Genomic DNA, 17,378 nt, shown 5'->3' with positions numbered 1-17,378 from the left:
CTTTTTCGAGGGGACTGTCACTGTGTGGGAATTGGTCAAATCCGGCGGCTGGATGATGTTGCCGATCATTCTGAGCTCCATCGCGGCCATGGCGATTGTCGCCGAGCGCCTGTGGACCCTGCGCGCCAGTCGCGTCACCCCCGAGCATTTGTTGGGCCAGGTCTGGGTCTGGATCAAGGACAAACAGCTCAACAAAGAAAAACTCAAGGAACTGCGTGCCAACTCGCCGCTGGGGGAAATCCTCGCCGCCGGTCTGGCCAACTCCAAGCATGGTCGCGAGATCATGAAAGAGTGCATCGAAGAGGCCGCCGCCCGCGTCATCCACGAGCTCGAACGCTACGTCAACGCGCTGGGCACCATCGCTGCGATGTCGCCGTTGCTGGGCCTGTTGGGTACGGTGCTGGGCATGATCGACATTTTCAGTGCCTTCACCGGTTCCGGCATGACCACCAACGCCTCGGTATTGGCCGGTGGTATCTCGAAAGCGTTGATCACCACGGCAGCGGGCCTGATGGTCGGTATTCCGGCGGTGTTCTTCCACCGGTTCCTGCAACGCCGCATCGACGAGTTGGTGGTCGGCATGGAGCAGGAAGCGATCAAACTGGTTGAAGTGGTGCAGGGCGACCGTGACGTCGATCTGGCCGAGGGCCGCGCGTGAAATTCCGTCGCAAACCACGGGAAACGATCGACATCAACCTCGCGTCGCTGATCGACGTGGTGTTTATCCTGCTGCTGTTTTTCGTCGTGACCACCACGTTTACCCGCGAAACCCAGTTGCGCGTTGATCTGCCGGAAGCCGTCAGCGGCTCGCCCGCCGAAGATCAGCAGCTCAAGCAGATCGACGTGGCCATCAGCGCTGAGGGCGTGTTTTCGGTGAACAACAAGATTCTGCCGAAAAACGATCTGGCGACGTTGATGGACGCGATGCAGAAAGAATCCAACGGTGACACCAATATGCCGTTGTCGATCAGTGCTGACGGCAAGACTCAACACCAATCCGTGATCACCGCCATGGACGCGGCCGGCAAGCTCGGTTTCAGCCATCTGCGCATGACCACGGTCGAGGCGGCGCCCAAATCCTGATGAGCCTGTCCGATCGCTTGCTCGCCGCGTGGTATCAGGGGCACCCGGCCCTGACGCTGCTGCGGCCGCTGGAAATGTTGTATCGCCGCGTGGTGGTCAACAAGCGTCAGCGTTTTCTCGATGGCCAAGGCGAAATTTATCAGCCGCCGGTGCCGTTGATCGTGGTCGGCAACATCACCGTGGGCGGCACCGGCAAAACGCCGATGATTCTCTGGTTGATCGAACACTGTCGGCGCAGTGGTTTGCGCGTCGGCGTGGTCAGCCGTGGTTACGGCGCCAAACCGCCGCAATTGCCATGGCGCGTCGAGGCCGACCAGACCGCTGACATCGCTGGCGACGAGCCACTGCTGATCGTCCAGCGCACCGGCGTGCCATTGATGATCGACCCCGATCGCAGCGCCGCCGTCAAAGAGTTGCTCGCCAGTGAACCGCTGGATCTGATCCTCTCCGATGACGGCATGCAGCATTACCGGCTGGCGCGGGATATGGAGCTGGTGTTGATTGATGCCGCTCGCGGTCTCGGCAACAAGCGCTGCCTGCCGGCGGGGCCGTTGCGTGAGCCGATCGAACGTCTGCAAAGCGTCGACGGCGTATTGTTCAACGGTGCCACCGAAGATCGCGACGACGGTTTCGCTTTTCATCTGCAGCCGACCGCGCTGGTCAATCTGCGCAGTGGCGAGCGCAAGTCGCTCGAGCATTTTGCGCCGGGTCAGAGCGTCCACGCGGTCGCCGGGATCGGCAATCCGCAACGTTTCTTCAATACCCTCGAAGCGCTAGACTGGCGCGCAGTCCCGCATGCGTTTGCCGACCACGCTGAATACAGCGTGCAGGCGTTGAATTTCACACCGTCATTGCCGTTGGTGATGACCGAAAAGGACGCGGTGAAGTGCCGTGCCTTCGCTGCTGCCGACTGGTGGTATCTGGCGGTCGATGCCGTGCCGTCGCCGGCCTTCGTGGCCTGGTTCGACACACAGCTGATGCGCCTGCTGCCGGATCGGCTTTTGCCTTAACTCATTTATCAGGGAAAGTTCATGGACACCAAATTGCTCGACATCCTCGCGTGCCCGATCTGCAAAGGCCCGCTCAAGCTCAGCGCCGACAAGACCGAACTGATCAGCAAGGGTGCCGGCCTGGCGTACCCGATCCGCGACGGCATTCCGGTGATGCTCGAAAGCGAAGCCCGCACTCTGACCACCGACGAGCGTCTGGATAAATGACCACCGCCTTCACCGTTGTCATCCCGTCGCGTTACGCCTCGACCCGTCTGCCCGGCAAACCGCTGCTGGACATTGCCGGCAAGCCGATGATCCAGCACGTCTGGGAACAGGCGAGCAAAAGCAGCGCGAGCCGCGTGGTCGTTGCGACTGACGATCCGCGCATCGTCGAGGCCTGCAAAGGCTTTGGCGCCGAAGTGGTGCTGACCCGTGAAGATCACAATTCCGGCACCGATCGTCTGGCTGAAGTCGCGGCGAAACTGGGCCTTGAGCCTGACGCGATCGTGGTCAACGTGCAGGGCGACGAGCCGCTGATTCCGCCGAGCGTGATCGATCAGGTCGCTGCCAACCTGGCCGCACACACCGAAGCGCGCATGGCCACCCTGGCCGAGCCGATCGAAGACGTGGAAACCCTGTTCAATCCGAACGTGGTCAAGGTCGTCAGCGACATCAACGGTCTGGCGCTGACCTTCAGCCGCGCGACTTTGCCATGGGCACGCGATGCCTTCGCCAAAAGCCGCGAGCAACTGCCGGAAGGTGTGCCGTACCGTCGCCATATCGGCATTTATGCCTACCGCGCCGGGTTCCTTCAGGACTTCGTGAGCTGGGGCCCGTGCTGGCTGGAAAACACTGAATCCCTCGAGCAACTGCGTGCGCTGTGGCACGGCGTGCGTATTCATGTTGCTGACGCGTTGATCGCGCCGCCGACTGGTGTCGATACCGTCGAAGACCTCGAGCGCGTTCGTCGCCTGCTGGGGGCCTGATGCGCGTTCTGTTTGTGTGCCTGGGCAACATTTGCCGTTCGCCCACGGCTGAAGGCGTGTTACGCCACAAGTTGCGCGCCGCAGGGCTGGCGGATCAGGTTGAAGTGGCGTCCGCCGGCACCGGTGACTGGCACGTCGGCAATCCGCCGGACAAACGCAGTCAGGCCGCCGCCAAAGTGCGCGGTTATGACCTGTCGGCGCAACGCGCGCAGCAAGTCAGCCGCGCCGATTTCGCCAGTTACGACCTGATTCTGGCGATGGACAACAGCAACCTGCGCAACCTCAAGGCCCTGCAACCGTCCACCGGCCGCGCCGAACTGGATCTGTTTCTGCGCCGTTATGCCGGGCTCGTCGATGAAGTGCCGGATCCGTATTACGACGGCGATCAAGGGTTTGAGCAGGTGCTGGATCTGATTGAAGCGGCTTGTGACCAATTGTTGATCGAAGTAAAGGGCCGGTTATGAGTTTGCAGGTGCAACCGCAGGTTTCCCTGAAACCGTTCAACAGTTTTGGCGTCGACGTTCGCGCGCAACTGTTCGCCGAAGCCCATAGCGATGGCGATGTTCGTGAAGCGCTGGCCTATGCCGTTGCTCATGATGTGCCGCTGCTGGTGATCGGCGGTGGCAGCAATTTGCTGCTCACGGCAGATATTCCGGCGCTGGTGCTGCGCATGGCTACACGCGGGATTCGTGTGATCAGCGATGACGGCAACCGTGTGGTGATCGAGGCGGAAGCGGGCGAACCGTGGCATCCGTTCGTGCAGCACACGCTGGCGCTAGGATTTTCCGGACTGGAAAACCTCAGCCTGATTCCTGGCACCGTTGGCGCTGCGCCGATGCAGAACATTGGCGCTTACGGTGTAGAGATTAAAGATGTGTTTGCCGGGCTCACCGCGCTGGATCGCCAGACCGGCGAGCTGCGCGACTTCAGCCTCGAAGAATGCAACTTCGCCTACCGCGACAGCCTGTTCAAACAGCAGCCGGGGCGTTGGTTGATTCTGCGCGTGCGCTTCAAACTGGATCGCGTCGCCCATCTGCATCTGGAATACGGCCCGGTGCGTCAGCGCCTGACCGAGCAGGGCATCGAACAACCGACGCCGACCGACGTCAGTCGCGCGATTTGCAGCATCCGCAGCGAAAAACTCCCGGATCCTGCGGTGCTCGGCAATGCCGGCAGTTTCTTCAAGAACCCGCTGGTGTCGGCGGCCATCGTCGCGCAGATCAAAGCGCAGCACCCGGATGTGGTGGCTTATGCGCAGCCGGACGGGCAGATGAAGCTGGCGGCGGGTTGGCTGATCGAACGCGCCGGTTGGAAAGGTTTCCGTGAAGCCGATGCCGGCGTGCATAAATTGCAGGCGCTGGTGCTGGTCAATTACGGCGCGGCGACCGGCCTGCAATTGCTCGATCTGGCGCAACGTATCCAGAAAGACATTGCCGAACGTTTCAATGTCGACCTGGAAATGGAGCCCAATCGGTATTGAGGCTACGCTTTCCAGGCGCCATCCAGAGCCCTGCACTGATGAAAAAGTGCAGGGCTTTTTTGTTAACGCTGGGTTAACTTAGCGAGCTAACGATAACCGTCATTTGCTCCACCAAAGGCCCGGTGCAGACGTTCGCGTCGACACAAGAGAGCCTCATTAGCCTGAGTCGATCTGCGTGAACCACCGCCGATGCAACGGCGGCAGATTGCTCGACCCCATAACCACCAAAAATATGCGGGCGTGCCCATGATTACCCTGAAACTCAATGGCCAGGATCATTCTCTCGACGTCACGGAGGACATGCCGCTGCTTTGGGCGATCCGCGACGTTGCCGGTTACAACGGCACCAAGTTCGGCTGCGGCATGGGCCTGTGTGGCGCGTGCACCATTCATATCGATGGCTTGCCGGCGCGCAGTTGCATCACGCCGATCGGCTCGGTGATCGGGCAGAACGTCACCACCATCGACAATCTGCATGCCGATCCGGTCGGGCAAGTCGTTCAGCAAGCCTGGCTCGACACGGCGGTCGCGCAGTGCGGTTTCTGTCAGGGCGGGCAAATCATGTCGGCCACCGCGTTGCTCAAAACCAATCCAAACCCGAGCGACGAGCAGATCGAAGAAGCCATGGTCGGCAACATCTGCCGCTGCGGCACTTATAACCGCATCAAAACCGCGATCCGCCAAGCCTCCACGCATTTGAAGGAGGCGAAAGCATGAGCCGCCTTCCGAACGATTTCGCCCTGAGCAATCTCAGTCGCCGCGGTTTCCTCAAAGGCGTCGGTGCGACGGGCGCGTTGGTGCTGGCCGCGAGTTGGGGTTGGCAGGATGCGCTGGCCGACGAGAAAGAAAAGAAATTCGGCGCTGATGGCATGCCCAACGGCTGGATCGATGACCCGAAAGTCTACGTGAGCATTGCCGCTGACGGCACGGTCACCGTGGTCTGCAACCGTTCGGAGATGGGGCAGGGCGTGCGCACCAGTCTGACCATGGTCGTCGCCGATGAACTGGACGCCGATTGGGCCAAGGTCAAAGTGCAGCAGGCGCCAGGCGATGAAGTGCGCTTCGGTAATCAGGACACCGACGGTTCGCGCAGCATGCGTCACTGGTACGAACCGATGCGGCGTTGCGGTGCTGCAGCGCGGACGATGCTTGAACAAGCGGCGGCCACGCAGTGGAAAGTGCCGGTCGGCGAATGCCACGCGCAGTTGCACAAAGTCATTCACAAACCGTCTGGCCGTGAGCTGGGTTATGGCGAACTGGCCGCTGCCGCGAGTGCGTTGGCGGTGCCAGCGCGTGACAGCCTGCGCCTCAAGCAACCGTCGGAATTTCGCTACATCGGCAAGGAAGGCACCAAAGCCATCGACGGTGCCGATATCGTCAACGGCCGCGCGGTGTACGGTGCCGACGTGCATTTCGACGGCATGGTTTACGCGACCATCGCCCGTCCGGCGGTGTATGGCGGCAAGGTCAAATCGCTGGATGACAGCGCTGCACTGAAAGTCCCCGGAGTGCTTAAAGTGCTCCAGATTGAAGGCCGTCCACTGCCTTCGGAATTTCAGCCATTGGGTGGCGTGGCGGTGGTGGCCAGCAATACTTGGGCTGCAATCAAGGGCCGCGAGGCGCTCAAAATCGAATGGGATGACGGCCCCAACGCCAGTTACGACTCGATCGCCTATCGCAAGGAGCTGGAAGCCGCCTCGCTGAAACCCGGCAAAGTGGTGCGCAACACCGGCGATATCGACAAGGCTTTGAGCGGCGCTGCCAGCACCCTCGAAGCGTCTTACTATTTGCCGCATCTGGCGCAGGCGCCGATGGAACCAATGGTCGCCATCGCTCGTTACAAGGACGGTGTCTGTGAAGCCTGGGCACCGAGTCAGGCGCCGCAAGTCACCCGCGAGCGCATTGCCGAGCGTCTCGGTCTGCCGTTCGACAACGTCACCTTTAATGTCACGCTGCTTGGCGGCGGTTTCGGGCGCAAGTCGAAACCGGACTTCGTCGTTGAAGCGGCGATCCTCGCCAAGGAGTTTCCCGGCAAAGCCGTGCGGGTGCAGTGGACGCGTGAAGATGACATCCACAACTCGTACTTCCACACCGTGTCCGCCGAATATTTGAAAGCAGGCATCGGCAAGGACGGCATGCCGTCCGGCTGGTTGCATCGCACCGTGGCACCGAGCATCACCGCGCTGTTCGCGCCGGGCATGAACCACGAAGCGGCGTTCGAGCTGGGCATGGGTTTCACCAACATGGCCTACGCCATTCCCAACGTACGTCTGGAAAACCCCGAAGCGACCGTGCACACGCGGGTCGGCTGGTATCGCTCGGTGTCGAACATTCCTCATGGTTTCGCCATCCAGAGTTTCGTCGATGAGCTGGCGCACAAGGCCGGTGAGGATCCGCTCAAGTACCAGATCAAACTGCTCGGCCCGGATCGGCAGATTGACCCGCGCACCTTGAGCGAAGAGTGGAATTACGGCGAATCTCCAGAGCGTTATCCGATCGATACCGGGCGCATGCGCACCGTGCTGGAAACCGCTGCCAAAGCCGCCGGTTGGGGGCGTAAATTACCCAAGGGCCGTGGCTTGGGGCTGGCGGTGCATTACAGCTTCGTCACCTATGTGGCGGCGGTGATCGAAGTCGAGGTTAAAGACGATGGCACGCTGATCGTGCACAAAGCTGACATCGCCGTGGATTGCGGGCCGCAGATCAACCCTGAGCGGATTCGCTCGCAGTTCGAAGGCGCCTGCGTCATGGGCCTCGGTAACGCGGTGCTGGGTGAAATCAGCTTCAAGGACGGCAAGGTTCAGCAGGACAACTTCCATATGTACGAAGTGGCGCGCATGTCGCTGGCGCCGAAGGAGGTCGCAGTGCATCTGGTGACGCCGCCGGGCGACGTGCCGTTGGGCGGTGTCGGCGAACCGGGTGTGCCGCCGATTGCGCCGGCACTGTGCAATGCGATTTTTGCTGCCACGGGCAAGCGCATTCGTAACTTGCCCGTGCGTTATCAACTGCAGGATTGGCAGAAGGCGGACGCCTGATGGACAGTGTCGACCTCAACGTTCTGCGCAGCGTGCTCGAATGGCGCCGCGCCGGGCAGCGGGTGGTGTTGTTTAGCGTGGTGCAAACCTGGGGCACCGCGCCTCGGGCGCCCGGTGCGATGCTCGCCTTGCGCGAGGATGGCGTGGTGATCGGTTCGGTGTCGGGCGGTTGCGTCGAGGATGACTTGATCGCCCGCCTTCACGACGGGCGGATTGTCAGTGATGGGCCGCCGGTGCAACTGATCACCTACGGCGTGACCCGGGAGGAGGCGGCGCGGTTTGGCTTGCCCTGCGGAGGTACGCTGCGCCTGACTGAAGAGCGGGTTGGCGATCCGCAGTGGGTCGCCGAGCTGCTCGCGCGTTGTGAAGCCCACGAAATCGTCGCCCGCGAACTGAATATCGAAACCGGTGAAGTGGTTTTGACAGCGGCGAGCAAAACCGATGCTCTGGAGTTCGACGGCAAGCTTCTGCGCGCGATTTACGGCCCGCGCTGGCGGCTACTGTTGATCGGTGCCGGGCAATTGTCACGCTACGTCGCGGACATGGCGCGGTTGCTGGATTTCGAAGTGCTGATCTGCGATCCGCGCACTGAGTTCGTTTATGGCTGGGAAGAGCAGCACGGTCGTTTTGTCGCGGGCATGCCGGATGAGGCGGTGTTGAGCATTCAGACCGATGAGCGCACAGCGATTGTCGCGTTGACCCACGATCCGCGTCTGGATGACATGGCCTTACTGACCGCGCTGGATTCGCCGGCGTTTTATGTCGGCGCACTCGGCTCGCGGGTCAATAGTTTGAAGCGCCGGGAGAATCTGGCTCAGCTAGGCTTGTCGGTAGAGGCGATTGCTCGATTGCATGGGCCGATCGGTCTGCACATCGGCAGTCATTCGCCAGCGGAGATTGCCTTGTCTTTGCTCGCAGAGATCGTCGCGATCAAAAACGGCGTTGAGTTGAAGCAGAAGAAACCCGTGGAGGGCGCATGAGCCGAACCATTGGCGTGATTGTGTTGGCCGCAGGCGAGGGCAGCCGCTTTCGCAAAGTGGCGGGTGCGGACAAGGATAAGTTGCTCGCCGATTGCACCGGTCGCGATGGCGCGGTGCGCTCGGTGATCGAGCAGGTGCTGGTGAATCTGCCGGCGAGCCTCGACAAACGTGTACTGGTCACGACGGAAGAACGACCGCAAGCGATGCGTATGGCTCAGGCGTATGGCTGTGAAGTTGTGACGATTGGCACGACCGGCATGGGCGACAGCATTGCGGCGGGAATTGCGACGTGCCCGCAAGCGGATGGCTGGCTGATTGTGCTGGGGGATATGCCGTTTATTTTGCCCTCGAGTATTGAGCGGGTTGTTGCGGCGATGGCTGATGATGCGGTGAGCGTGCCGGTGCAGGACGGTGAGTTTGGGCACCCGGTGGGGTTTGGCCGGTCGTTTGGTGCGGGGTTGCTGGCTTTGAGTGGTGATCGTGGGGCTCGGCCGTTGTTCAAGCAGGGCAGGGTGGTTCAGGTGGCGGTGGATGATCCCGGGGTTTTGTGGGATATCGATGTGCCGGAGGCTTTGGTTTTTAAATAACAGCAAGATCAAAAGATCGCAGCCTTCGGCAGCTCCTACAGGGGAACGTATTTCAAATTGTTGGAGCTGCCGAAGGCTGCGATCTCTTGATCTTTTAAATGGCATAAAAAAAGCCCCGCCAGGCTTTCACCGGGCGGGGCTTTTTTACAGCTTCAGGAATCAGACGAGGGGTTTAGGCTCGTGTTCTTTTTCCTGGGCTTCTTCGTGGTGCTCTGCTGCGTCTTGAACGGAGCGAGGCGCTTCAGCGATGACCGCTTCAACAACCGCTTGTTCAGCGACGACTTCTGCCACCGGAGCAGCAGCGGCAGCCTGTTCGGCTTCCTTCTGCAGGCGCTCTTCTTCACGCTTGCGACGACGCACTTCACGAGGATCGTTCGGTGCGCGACCGTTTGCAGCCAGAGCGCTGACCGGAGCCACTTCAGCCACCGGAGCAGGAGCTTCGACAACTACCGGCGCTTCGACGACTGGAGCTGGTTCAGCAACAACCACTGGCTCGGCAGCTTTGGTCTCTTCAACCACTGGAGCTTCGGCAACAGGCGCTTCGTACGCTGGTGCTTCGAACACTGGCGTCTCAACAACCGGCGCTTCAACCACTGGCGCTGGCGTTTCAGCGACAACCGGCTCTGCGACCCAGTTGAAAGCGGTCTGCTCTTCGCGAACTTCACGCACGGTTTCGGTCACGGTTTCAGCGACGGTTTCAACCACCGGCTCAGCAACCACAACTGGAGCCGGCTCTACCTGAGGCAGCGTTTCCTGAACCGGAGCCACTTCGACTTCCGGAGCAGCAACCACTTCTACTGGAGTGGTCGCTTCAACAACCGGCGCTTCCACTGGAGCAGTTTCCTGAACAGCAGCGGTGGCGCGTTCGGCTTGCTCAAAGGCTTGGGCTTCGGCCGGAGCGCTGATCACGGTGCTGGCAACGGCTGCGGTAACAGCCAGGCCGGCGGCCAGATCGGCAGTGCTTGGCTCTTCAGCGTTTTCGCCGGCTTCGGATTCTTCCGAACCTTCGATCACGTTGCCGTTGGCATCACGCTGACGCTCACGACGGTTGCTGCGACGACGCTGACCGCGCGAACGACGACGTGGGCGATCGCCTTCGGCGCTCTCCGAACCGTCTTCCGGCAGTTGCTCTTCGTTGGTGTTCACTTCTTCTTCAGCGACGGCAGCGGCGGCCTGTTCGGCGCGCGGTTGACGCTCTTCACGCGGCGGACGCGGTGCGCGCTCTTCGCGTGGCTGACGAACCGGACGCTCTTCAGCAGCCACCTCGGTGGTCACGGCAGGAGCGGCGTCGAGTGGCTCGCGCAGTTCACGTACACGTTCTTCACGCTCGCCACGTGGCTTGCGATCTTCACGCGGAGCGCGCGGAGCACGTTCTTCACGCGGCGCACGTGGCGCGCGTTCTTCACGAGCGGCCGGCGCTGCTTCGGTACGGGCTTCACGCGGCTCGCGAACTTCACGGGCTTCACGAGGTTGACGCTCTTCACGTGGCTCGCGTGGGGCGCGTTCTTCACGCGGTGCACGCTCTTCGCGCGGTTTGCGTTCTTCATCGCGGCGACCATTACGGTTGCGGCTCTGTTGACGACCGTTGCGACGCTCTTCGTTACGGGCTGGACGCTCGGCAGCCGGTTTTTCAACCACGGCTGGAGCAACTGGCTCTTCTTTGGTAGCGAACAGGCTGACCAGCGACTTCACCAGACCTTTGAACAGGCTTGGTTCTGGCGCGGCAGCCGGAGCCGGCGCGGCGGCAGCAGCAGGTGCGGCCACTTCGGTCGGCACCGGAGCGTTGGCACGAGCCGGTGCAGTTTTGACTGCGGCTTCCTGGCGAACCAGGGTGCGGGTCGCGGCGGCTGGCTGAACTTCTTCAACTTCGGCAGCGGCGGCAGCGATTTCGTAGCTGGACTGGTTGGTCGCGGCTTCCGGGCTGTCGTCACGCAGGCGCTGAACTTCGAAGTGCGGCGTTTCGAGGTGATCGTTCGGCAGAATGACGATGCGAGCACGGGTGCGCAGTTCGATCTTGGTGATCGAGTTGCGTTTTTCGTTGAGCAGGAACGCGGCCACCGGGATCGGCACTTGTGCGCGAACTTCGGCGGTGCGGTCTTTCAGGGCTTCTTCTTCGATCAGGCGCAGGATCGCCAGCGACAGCGATTCAACGTCACGAATGATGCCGGTGCCGTTGCAACGCGGGCAGACGATGCCGCTGCTTTCGCCCAGCGATGGACGCAGGCGCTGACGCGACATTTCCAGCAGGCCGAAGCGCGAGATACGGCCGATCTGCACGCGAGCGCGGTCGGCTTCCAGGCATTCGCGGACTTTCTCTTCCACGGCGCGCTGGTTCTTGGCAGGGGTCATGTCGATGAAGTCGATGACGATCAGGCCGCCGATGTCGCGCAGGCGCAACTGACGGGCGATTTCTTCGGCGGCTTCAAGGTTGGTCTGCAGAGCGGTTTCTTCGATGTCGCTGCCTTTGGTGGCGCGCGCCGAGTTGATGTCGATGGACACCAGGGCTTCGGTCGGATCGATAACGATGGAGCCGCCGGAAGGCAGTTCAACGACGCGCTGGAAAGCGGTCTCGATCTGGCTTTCGATCTGGAAACGGTTGAACAGCGGCACGCTGTCTTCGTACAGCTTGATCTTGCTGGCGTACTGCGGCATTACCTGGCGGATGAAGGTCAGAGCTTCGTCCTGGGCTTCAACGCTGTCGATCAGCACTTCGCCGATGTCCTGGCGCAGGTAATCGCGGATGGCGCGGATGATCACGTTGCTTTCCTGATAGATCAGGAATGGCGCGGAGCGATCCAGCGAGGCTTCTTTAATAGCGGTCCACAGTTGCAGCAGGTAATCGAGGTCCCACTGCATTTCTTCGCTGCTGCGGCCAAGGCCGGCAGTGCGCACGATCAGACCCATGTCGGCCGGTGCAACCAGACCGTTCAGCGCTTCACGCAGTTCGTTGCGCTCTTCGCCTTCGATGCGACGGGAGATACCGCCGGCACGCGGGTTGTTCGGCATCAGCACGAGGTAACGACCGGCCAGGCTGATGAAGGTGGTCAGGGCTGCGCCCTTGTTGCCACGTTCTTCTTTTTCGACCTGAACGATAACTTCCTGGCCTTCGCTCAGGACGTCCTTGATGTTGACGCGGCCTTCGGGGGCTTTCTTGAAGTATTCGCGGGAGATTTCTTTGAGGGGCAGGAAGCCATGGCGCTCAGAGCCAAAATCGACAAAGGCAGCCTCAAGGCTTGGTTCGATGCGAGTGATACGGCCTTTATAAATGTTGGCCTTCTTCTGCTCGCGTGCACCGGATTCGATGTCCAGGTCGTAGAGGCGTTGGCCATCTACCAGTGCAACACGCAACTCTTCGGGTTGAGTTGCGTTAATCAGCATTCTTTTCATGTAGTACCGTCGGTTTCCGGGCTGCCGGAAACGGCGTTCGGCACACACGACTTCTCACGGTCGGTGTCAGGTGCGTCGGGAGTGGTTGGCCATTCCCGTGTCCAGCGATATGCGGCCAATTGGGCCGATATAGCGACGTACGCGTCCTGCTTGCTGTGGCTACTTAAGCACTCAGTCAGGAGGAGGAATCAACCGTGGCTGTGGACGAGATGAAGCGTCTTGATAAAGCCTATTGCTACACAGTCCAGCGGTTGTGCATCTCCACCCTACACGTATCCCTGATAATTCGGGTGCTGCCGCGCGCAGAATCCGCAGCGGGTTGGCATTTACCGTGAGCTCCGAAAGGGGAGGTCACGCATCATGGCTAATCAGGCGGTGTTTCCGAAGCTTTCGCTCGGGGTCATCTGCGGTTGACTGCACTTTGTGAACTGGCCGTGAATATCTGCCTGTCAGGCGAGTAAAAACTCTGCTCGACGGTGTAATTCAGGCCTCATGTCACCTGCGCTTGTTACAACTGCAAACTCCACCGTTACGTAGCAAAAGCCCCGTAGGACGGCCTCGCGTCCTGGTGAATTGCGATGGTCAGGGCCGGTTTTTGACCGTGGTGCCGCTGTCCAGGCCGCTTTTGGCGGCGTTCGCGACTATAGCAGCAATGATTAAGTGCTTCAATTCCATAAAAATTGTTATCATCCGCGGCATGACAACTACTGCCCCTTCGACTCCAGGCGTTCAATTGCTTGAAGTCTCGCCGGAGTATGCCGGCCAACGAATCGACAATTTCCTTCTCGCCCGGCTCAAAGGCGTGCCCAAGACCTTGATTTACCGCATTTTGCGCAAAGGCGAAGTGCGCGTGAACAAAGGTCGGATCAAGCCCGAATACAAGCTGCAGGCCGGCGATATCGTGCGCGTGCCGCCCGTTCGCGTGCCTGAGCGCGACGAACCGGTGCCATTGGCCCAGGGTCTGTTGCAGCGCCTGGAAGCCTCGATTGTCTTCGAAGACAAAGCCCTGATCGTGATCAACAAGCCCGCGGGCATTGCGGTTCACGGCGGCAGTGGCTTGAATTTCGGTGTGATCGAAGCCTTTCGTCAGTTGCGCCCGGATACCAAAGAGCTGGAGCTGGTTCACCGTCTCGACCGTGACACCTCCGGCCTGCTGATGATCGCCAAAAAGCGCAGCATGTTGCGTCACTTGCATGAGCAATTGCGCGGCGATGGCGTCGACAAGCGCTACATGGCGCTGGTGCGTGGCAACTGGGCGACCTCGATCAAGAAAGTCAGCGCGCCATTGCTCAAGAGCAACCTGCGTTCCGGCGAGCGCATGGTCGAGGTCAACGAAGAAGGCAAAGAAGCTCTGACGATGTTCAAGGTGCTGCGCCGCTTCGGTGATTTCGCCACCATGGTCGAAGCCAAGCCGGTTACCGGTCGCACCCACCAGATTCGCGTGCACACTTTGCATGCTGGCCATTGCATTGCTGGCGACAGCAAATATGGCGATGAAGATTTCACCAAGGAAATCCGCGATCTGGGCGGCAAGCGTCTGTTTCTGCACGCTTACATGCTGACCGTGCCGCTGCCGGATGGCGGCAAGCTGACCTTGCAGGCGCCGGTCGACGAAATGTGGGCCAAGACCGTGGAGCGATTGAGTGCGCCCATCTGATTACAAGCTGCTGATTTTTGATTGGGACGGCACGCTGGCCGATTCCATCCATCGGATCGTCGAGGCGATGCACTCGGCGTCCGGTCGCTCCGGTTTCGAGTTGCGTGATGATTTCGCCGTCAAAGGCATCATCGGCCTGGGCCTGCCTGAGGCGATTCGCACGTTGTATCCCGAGATCAGCGACGCTGAAATGACCTTGTTTCGCGAGTATTACGCGGATCACTACATCGCCGCCGAAGCCGTGCCTTCGCCGTTGTTCGAAGGGGTCGTCGAGTCGATGGCTTCGTTCCGCGAGCAGGGTTATCACCTGGCCGTGGCCACCGGCAAGAATCGCCGGGGTCTGGATCGAGTGCTCAAGGCCAATGGCTGGGAAGATTATTTCGATATCACCCGCGCTGCCGATGAAACTGCGAGCAAGCCGCACCCTCTGATGCTGGAGCAGATCCTTGCTCATTGCGGCGTGCGCGCCGAACAGGCGCTGATGGTTGGTGATTCGTCCTTCGATCTGCTGATGGCGCGTAACGCGGGGATGGATTCGGTGGCGGTCAGTTATGGCGCGCAATCGATCGAATCGCTGCAGCAGTTCGAGCCACGCCTGTCGATCGACCGTTTTTCCGAATTGCATGCCTGGCTGGCGCAGCAGGCTTAATACGTTTTTGCTGGGGTGGATGGCATGACCGACGAATGGAAAGCACCGGCCAAGGCAGATGCCGACGGCGGTGACGAGAAAAGCTGGAAGCTGCTGGAGAAGACTCTCTTGGCCGGCGTGCAAGAGCAGCGTCGTTCGCGGCGTTGGGGGATCTTCTTCAAGCTGCTGACGTTTGTTTATCTGTTTATTGCGCTGATCCTGTTCACGCCGCTGATGGACATGGAAAAGAGCGCCACCCGTAGCGATAACTACACCGCGTTGATCGATGTCACCGGGGTGATTGCCGATAAAGAGCCGGCCAGCGCCGATAATATTGTCGGCAGTCTGCGCGCTGCGTTTGAGGACAAGAAGGTCAAAGGCGTCGTCCTGCGCATCAACAGCCCGGGCGGCAGTCCGGTGCAGTCGGGTTATGTGTATGACGAAATCAAACGCCTGCGTGGCCTGCACCCGGATATCAAGGTGTATGCCGTGATTTCCGATCTGGGTGCTTCCGGTGCTTATTACATCGCCAGCGCGGCGGATCAGATTTATGCCGACAAGGCGAGTCTGGTCGGTTCGATCGGTGTAACGGCGGCCGGTTACGGTTTTGTCGGCACCATGGAGAAGCTTGGCGTTGAGCGTCGCACGTACACCTCGGGCGAACACAAGTCGTTCCTCGATCCGTTCCAGCCGCAGAAGCCGGATGAAACGGCGTTCTGGCAGACGGTGCTGGATACCACGCACAAACAGTTCATCAATAGCGTCAAGCAGGGTCGTGGTGATCGTCTGAAGGACAAAGAGCATCCGGAGCTGTTCTCCGGGCTGGTCTGGTCGGGCGAGCAGGCGCTGCCGTTAGGTTTGATCGATGGGCTGGGCAATGCCAGTTCGGTTGCGCGGGATGTGATTGGCGAGAAAGAACTGGTGGATTTCACTGTTCAGGAATCGCCGTTTGACCGCTTCTCGAAAAAGCTTGGCGCCAGCGTGGCTGAGCAGTTGGCGATGTGGATGGGTTTCCACGGGCCTTCGTTGCGTTAATTTGTTGTAAAGATCAAAAGATCGCAGCCTGCGGCAGCTCCTACACGTTTCATGTCCGATCACATTTTCGTGATGATATGAATCCTGTAGGAGCTGCCGAAGGCTGCGATCTTTTGCTTTTAAGGAATCTGCACGCCTTCCACCAACAGCATGTCAATCAGCCGAATCAATGGCAGGCCAATCAGGCTGGTCGCGTCAGGCCCTTCAGTAGCCTGAAACAGGCTCACCCCCAATCCTTCAGCTTTGAAGCTGCCAGCGCAGTCATAGGGCTGCTCAATGCGCAGATAGCGCTCAATCCGCGCCTGATCGAGCTGACGCATGTGCACGGTAAACGGCACGCAGTCGACCTGGCATTCGCCGGTCTGGCTGTTGAGCAGCGCCAGGCCGGTCAGGAAGGTCACACTGGCGCCGCTGGCGGCCATCAGTTGCTCGCGGGCCTTCTCGAAGGTGTGCGGCTTGCCGATGATCTGCTCACCGAGCACGGCAACCTGGTCAGAGCCGATGATCAAGTGCGCAGGATGACCGTCGGCCAATGCCCGGGCTTTTTGTTCGGCGAGGCGTTTGACCAGTTCGATGGCTGGCTCGCCCGGACGATGACTTTCATCGATATCCGGCGAGGAGCAGACGAACGGCACGTGCAGTCTGGCGAGCAATTCGCGACGATATGTCGAGCTTGAAGCGAGTAATAAAGGCAGCATTCGTGTCTCCTGAGGCAGGTGCGAATTCTAGCGGAGGCGTGCAAGTGACGGACAGGGAACAATTTCCTTTGACATGGGTGGGTGCATCCCTATAATGCTGCGCCTATGTTGAATGACCCGATTCCACCTCACGTTGACCCGCGCAAATTGGCTGATCGTGGCACCACCCTTCAAGGTGAATTGCTGCTAGCCGATTTGAAGAGACTCTGCGACCCGCTTTCCGACGATGTCGGTACGGTGCAGGCGAAATTCGTTTTTGAACGAGATGAACGTAAATCTGTGGTGATCCACAGCTTTATCGACACCGAGGTCAAAATGGTTTGCCAGCGTTGTCTTGAGCTGGTCACCCTGCCGATCCACAGCGAATGCAGTTATGCTGTGGTGAAAGAGGGTGCGAATACCCAGTCGTTGCCGAAAGGTTATGACGTGCTGGAACTGGGCGAAGATCCATTGGATCTGCAGTCACTGATCGAGGAGGAGCTTCTGCTCGCCTTGCCCATTGTGCCTGCTCATCATCCGGAAGAATGCCAGCAGCCGGCGGGTCTCGATGAGCCCGAACCGAGCGAGGACGAGTCAACGCGGTCCAACCCGTTCAGTGTATTGGCGCAGTTAAAGCGTGACCCAAACGTTTAGGAGTTAATCAATTATGGCTGTTCAGCAGAACAAAAAATCCCGCTCTGCCCGTGACATGCGCCGTTCGCACGACGCTCTCGAGGCTAGCACCCTGTCTGTAGAAAAAACCACTGGTGAAGTTCACCTGCGTCACCACGTATCGCCAGAAGGCGTATACCGTGGCCGTAAAGTGATCGACAAGGGCGCTGACGAGTAAT

General features: G+C 60.0%; 18 protein-coding genes. 16 read left to right on the top strand and 2 right to left on the bottom strand.

Annotated elements, in window-relative coordinates; all coding sequences use genetic code 11:
* Positions 1–22: 22 nt before the first annotated feature.
* The 11 genes from AD669_RS19285 (at position 23) to AD669_RS19235 (ending at position 9,143) form a co-directional block, all read left to right on the top strand.
* Entirely contained in the window at positions 23–658 is a 636-nt protein-coding gene (locus AD669_RS19285) for a MotA/TolQ/ExbB proton channel family protein (RefSeq protein ID WP_007908216.1), read from the top strand.
* Positions 655–1,083, top strand: coding sequence for a biopolymer transporter ExbD (locus tag AD669_RS19280; RefSeq protein WP_053122649.1), 429 nt, complete (start codon positions 655–657; stop codon positions 1,081–1,083). Before AD669_RS19285 ends, AD669_RS19280 begins: the two co-directional genes overlap by 4 nt.
* Entirely contained in the window at positions 1,083–2,093 is a 1,011-nt protein-coding gene (gene lpxK / locus AD669_RS19275; RefSeq protein WP_053122645.1) for a tetraacyldisaccharide 4'-kinase, read from the top strand. The genes AD669_RS19280 and lpxK overlap by 1 nt, the downstream gene beginning before the upstream one ends.
* Before the next feature lie 21 nt (positions 2,094–2,114).
* A complete protein-coding gene (locus tag AD669_RS19270; RefSeq protein ID WP_003174668.1) occupies positions 2,115–2,300 on the top strand; it encodes a Trm112 family protein in 186 nt (61 codons plus the stop codon).
* Positions 2,297–3,061, top strand: coding sequence for a 3-deoxy-manno-octulosonate cytidylyltransferase (kdsB, locus tag AD669_RS19265; RefSeq protein WP_053122642.1), 765 nt, complete (start codon positions 2,297–2,299; stop codon positions 3,059–3,061). Before AD669_RS19270 ends, kdsB begins: the two co-directional genes overlap by 4 nt.
* On the top strand, positions 3,061–3,525 hold the full coding sequence (locus AD669_RS19260; RefSeq protein ID WP_053122639.1) for a low molecular weight protein-tyrosine-phosphatase: 465 nt from the start codon (positions 3,061–3,063) through the stop codon (positions 3,523–3,525). The genes kdsB and AD669_RS19260 overlap by 1 nt, the downstream gene beginning before the upstream one ends.
* The gene (murB, locus tag AD669_RS19255; RefSeq protein ID WP_053122636.1) at positions 3,522–4,541 is read left to right on the top strand and encodes a UDP-N-acetylmuramate dehydrogenase; all 1,020 of its coding nucleotides are present in this window, start codon (positions 3,522–3,524) and stop codon (positions 4,539–4,541) included. The genes AD669_RS19260 and murB overlap by 4 nt, the downstream gene beginning before the upstream one ends.
* A 246-nt stretch (positions 4,542–4,787) precedes the next feature.
* On the top strand, positions 4,788–5,258 hold the full coding sequence (locus tag AD669_RS19250) for a (2Fe-2S)-binding protein (RefSeq protein ID WP_053122632.1): 471 nt from the start codon (positions 4,788–4,790) through the stop codon (positions 5,256–5,258).
* The gene (locus AD669_RS19245; protein WP_053122629.1) at positions 5,255–7,576 is read left to right on the top strand and encodes a xanthine dehydrogenase family protein molybdopterin-binding subunit; all 2,322 of its coding nucleotides are present in this window, start codon (positions 5,255–5,257) and stop codon (positions 7,574–7,576) included. Before AD669_RS19250 ends, AD669_RS19245 begins: the two co-directional genes overlap by 4 nt.
* The gene (locus tag AD669_RS19240) at positions 7,576–8,556 is read left to right on the top strand and encodes an XdhC family protein (protein ID WP_053122627.1); all 981 of its coding nucleotides are present in this window, start codon (positions 7,576–7,578) and stop codon (positions 8,554–8,556) included. Before AD669_RS19245 ends, AD669_RS19240 begins: the two co-directional genes overlap by 1 nt.
* Positions 8,553–9,143 (top strand): nucleotidyltransferase family protein, encoded by a 591-nt coding sequence (locus tag AD669_RS19235; protein ID WP_053122624.1) that lies wholly within the window; start codon positions 8,553–8,555, stop codon positions 9,141–9,143. The genes AD669_RS19240 and AD669_RS19235 overlap by 4 nt, the downstream gene beginning before the upstream one ends.
* A gap of 159 nt (positions 9,144–9,302) precedes the next feature.
* Here AD669_RS19235 and rne read toward each other — a convergent pair whose 3' ends face one another.
* Positions 9,303–12,530 carry a ribonuclease E gene (gene rne / locus AD669_RS19230; RefSeq protein WP_053122621.1) on the bottom strand — a complete coding sequence of 1,076 codons (3,228 nt, stop codon included), beginning with the start codon at positions 12,528–12,530 and terminating at the stop codon, positions 9,303–9,305.
* Positions 12,531–13,227: 697 nt separating this feature from the next.
* On the opposite strand from rne, the gene rluC reads away from it, so the two are divergent.
* Genes rluC through sppA form a run of 3 tightly spaced genes read left to right on the top strand, consistent with a single transcriptional unit; the run spans position 13,228 to position 15,850 of the window.
* The gene (gene rluC / locus AD669_RS19225) at positions 13,228–14,187 is read left to right on the top strand and encodes a 23S rRNA pseudouridine(955/2504/2580) synthase RluC (protein WP_045123283.1); all 960 of its coding nucleotides are present in this window, start codon (positions 13,228–13,230) and stop codon (positions 14,185–14,187) included.
* Positions 14,174–14,836 (top strand): HAD-IA family hydrolase, encoded by a 663-nt coding sequence (locus AD669_RS19220; protein ID WP_053122618.1) that lies wholly within the window; start codon positions 14,174–14,176, stop codon positions 14,834–14,836. Before rluC ends, AD669_RS19220 begins: the two co-directional genes overlap by 14 nt.
* 24 nt (positions 14,837–14,860) lie before the next feature.
* Positions 14,861–15,850: a signal peptide peptidase SppA gene (gene sppA, locus AD669_RS19215; RefSeq protein WP_053122616.1), complete on the top strand. Its 990-nt coding sequence runs from the start codon at positions 14,861–14,863 to the stop codon at positions 15,848–15,850.
* Positions 15,851–15,969: 119 nt separating this feature from the next.
* Here the strand turns inward: sppA and AD669_RS19210 are convergent, their stop codons facing one another.
* Complete coding sequence (locus AD669_RS19210) at positions 15,970–16,548, bottom strand: nucleoside triphosphate pyrophosphatase (protein WP_053122613.1); 579 nt, start codon at positions 16,546–16,548, stop codon at positions 15,970–15,972.
* Between the two features lie 105 nt (positions 16,549–16,653).
* Here AD669_RS19210 and AD669_RS19205 point away from each other — a divergent pair, with 105 nt between their 5' ends.
* Both AD669_RS19205 and rpmF read left to right on the top strand, forming a co-directional pair.
* Positions 16,654–17,181: a YceD family protein gene (locus AD669_RS19205; protein ID WP_008086273.1), complete on the top strand. Its 528-nt coding sequence runs from the start codon at positions 16,654–16,656 to the stop codon at positions 17,179–17,181.
* Between the two features lie 13 nt (positions 17,182–17,194).
* On the top strand, positions 17,195–17,377 hold the full coding sequence (rpmF, locus tag AD669_RS19200; protein WP_003179396.1) for a 50S ribosomal protein L32: 183 nt from the start codon (positions 17,195–17,197) through the stop codon (positions 17,375–17,377).
* The last annotated feature ends 1 nt before the right edge of the window (position 17,378 follow it).

This window comes from Pseudomonas sp. P1.31 (assembly GCF_001269815.1).
Classification (GTDB): Bacteria; Pseudomonadota; Gammaproteobacteria; order Pseudomonadales; family Pseudomonadaceae; genus Aquipseudomonas; species Aquipseudomonas rustica.
The sequence above is the reverse complement of the archived record's forward strand: the minus strand, read 5'-3'. Positions and strand labels throughout refer to the sequence as shown.